Annotated in this window: 4 protein-coding genes; 1 reads left to right on the forward strand and 3 read right to left on the reverse strand. The window is 69.6% G+C overall.

What is annotated here, in order from left to right:
- Positions 1-87 precede the first annotated feature (87 nt).
- The gene (locus tag AB0M20_RS38505) at positions 88-852 is read left to right on the forward strand and encodes a hypothetical protein (RefSeq protein ID WP_364305864.1); all 765 of its coding nucleotides are present in this window, start codon (positions 88-90) and stop codon (positions 850-852) included.
- Here the strand turns inward: AB0M20_RS38505 and AB0M20_RS38510 are convergent.
- From AB0M20_RS38510 to AB0M20_RS38520, 3 genes are all read right to left on the reverse strand, one after another.
- Positions 847-1,020: a DUF4236 domain-containing protein gene (locus tag AB0M20_RS38510; protein WP_364305868.1), complete on the reverse strand. Its 174-nt coding sequence runs from the start codon at positions 1,018-1,020 to the stop codon at positions 847-849. The two genes, AB0M20_RS38505 and AB0M20_RS38510, sit on opposite strands and share 6 nt — an antisense overlap.
- Positions 1,021-1,065: 45 nt before the next feature.
- Complete coding sequence (locus AB0M20_RS38515; RefSeq protein WP_364305866.1) at positions 1,066-1,521, reverse strand: Rrf2 family transcriptional regulator; 456 nt, start codon at positions 1,519-1,521, stop codon at positions 1,066-1,068.
- 73 nt (positions 1,522-1,594) lie between these two features.
- The gene (locus AB0M20_RS38520; protein ID WP_364305870.1) at positions 1,595-2,380 is read right to left on the reverse strand and encodes a helix-turn-helix transcriptional regulator; all 786 of its coding nucleotides are present in this window, start codon (positions 2,378-2,380) and stop codon (positions 1,595-1,597) included.
- Positions 2,381-2,399 lie beyond the last annotated feature (19 nt).

Consider the following 2,399-nt stretch of genomic DNA (forward strand, 5'->3'; position numbering starts at 1 on the left):
GCAGTATAAATTTAACGATCACTCATCATGTTCATATTTATCAGAGCTCGTGCTATAATTATACTAATTTTATAAGGAGGAAAAAATATGGGCACCGCCCTGCGGGTCTTCGTCGAGCAGTCCGATCTGGTGCGCGGGCGTGAGCTGACCGTGCTGGTGCTGGGCGACGACACCACCGGGGTCGAGCAGCGCCTGGCGGCGGTGGATGTCTCCGCCCCGGGGCTCAACGTGCACGTCGCCTCGGGCGGGACAGATGTGCGGCTGTCAGTCGCGCTGAAGGCGGTGGGGGCTGTGCGCGTACCCGTATTGGGCTTTTTCGACGCCGAGCACGCACCCGGGCCGGACTCGATCGCCGCCCTCGCCGCGGGAAAGCCCGCGGAGATCTTGCTGGTGCTGCCGGCCGGTACAGATGTCGGCAGCCGGCGAGCGGCGTTGCGGGCGGCCGGCTTCCCGCTGGTCGCGGCCGTCGAGCTGGCGTCGGGGGAAGAGCCCGGGGAGCTGCTGATCTTCGCGACCGGGCTGGGGAAGAGTCTCGAGGGGTTCAAGGAGACGCTGTGGGCTGTGGACGAGTTCGCCGGGGTGCGCTATCGCGACCCCGGCGATCCCGAACGGCATCTGATCGACATCTCGCTCAACCCGCACCCCGGGCCGCTGCGGCGTGAGCTGCTCGCCCACCTGGCGGAGACGGGCTCGGCGACGGTGACGGAGCTGCGGAACTTCGCGCTGACCGAGACCGTCTACCGGGCGGCCGACGCCACCCGGGTGCTGCAGACGTTGCTCGGCTCGGGTGTGGTCGGCCGCGACCCGGAGCAGGGCCGGCTCGGCGGCGACGTGATCATCCGGCCACTATGACTTGTCCTGCTTCCACGACAGCGGGCCCGGCAGGTCGAAGCGGTGTGCGCGGGCCTTCGAGTTCCAGGACCAGCGGCCGATCTTGATGCTCCACGAGGAGAAGCCGTTCTGCGTGAAGTTCAGGATCAGGGGGCCGAACTTCTTGCGGCTGCGGAACATGACGCCCATCGGTACGTCCTCCTTGGACTTGATCGATGTCTGCGTCATACCCAATCAGCGCGGTTGCCACGCATCGGGGCGCGTCGTCAGCTTGCGTACGTGCGCCGGCATCCGGCCGCTGAGCAGCTCGGCCAGGCTCACCTCGTCGACCACCTCGCGCACCGCCGACCGGACCGCGACCCAGAGGTTCGGCAGGTTTTCCGCCGCGCCCGAATACTGCGTCTCCTCGGGGCGCATCCCGCGCACCCCGGCCAGCGGGCCGTCCACCGCGCGCAGGATCTGCCCGATGGTCACGTCGCGCGGCGGCTGCGACAGCGTGTACCCACCCTCGGCGCCACGTTGCGCCCGGACCACCCCCGCGCGCCGGAGATCGGCGAGGACCGCCTCGAGGAACTTCCGGGGCATTTCCTGATCTTGGGCGATGGCCTGCGCGGACATCAGGGAAGGATGGGCCTGGGCCAGGCTCAGAGCTGCTCGTACGGCGTAGTCGCCACGCGCGGAGATCTGCACACCTACATCATGCCGCGCCCGTGCATCCCCTGGTACGCCCACCCCCAAATCTATAGGCATATAGGGATTACGGTCAGTCAGCCGGTGATCGCTGAGCGGGAATGCGATGGTTCTCTCGGGTTCCCGTGGCGGCCGCCCGGAACGCCCCGGGACTCTCGCCGACCTCGCGATGGAAGAAGCGGCCGAAGTTCGTCGGCTCCGGGAAGCCCAGCCGGCGGCCGACCTCGGCGACCGACAGGGGAGTGCAGGCGAGCAGGCGGCGCGCTTCCAGCGCGACCCGGTCGTCGACGACCTGTTTGGCGGTGCGGCCGGTGATCGCGAGGCTGGCGCGGGTGAGGGTACGCACGGAGCAGCCGAGCTGTGCCGCGTAGTCCTCGACCCGCCGGCTCTCGGCGTGCCCGGCCTCGAGCGCGCTGCGGAACCGGGCGAAGGTGCGGGCCTCCGCGGTTTGCGGGGCCCGGTCCTCGGCGCCGGTCAGCAGCGCGACCCGCAGCAGCAGGACGGCGAGCTGGTGCCGCAGCAGCGCACCCGCGATCGGTCCTTCACGCAGCCGCCCGAGGTCCTCGGCGAGCTGGGCGAACTCGCTGATCATGGCGTCCTCGTCGGCGCCGGTCAGCTGGTGGCTCTGCGCGGAGACGAGCTCCTCGTCGTCCAGCACGTCCCCGCGCCAGGAGACCAGCGCGGCGTCGAAGCCCTCCTGGCCGCCGAACCGGACCGCCTGGCCCGGCTGCACCCACAGCAGCGTGCCCGGGCGGCAGGGGTGCGAACTAAAGTCGATCTCGACGGTGCCCTGACCGGTGGTGGTCAGCGCCATCAGGTGATGGTCGAGCCGGCGCGGGGCCGGCTGTCGCTCCGCCAGGTCGGTTTCGGCGAGCGCG

This window comes from Actinoplanes sp. NPDC051633 (assembly GCF_040681735.1).
Lineage (GTDB): Bacteria > Actinomycetota > Actinomycetes > Mycobacteriales > Micromonosporaceae > Actinoplanes.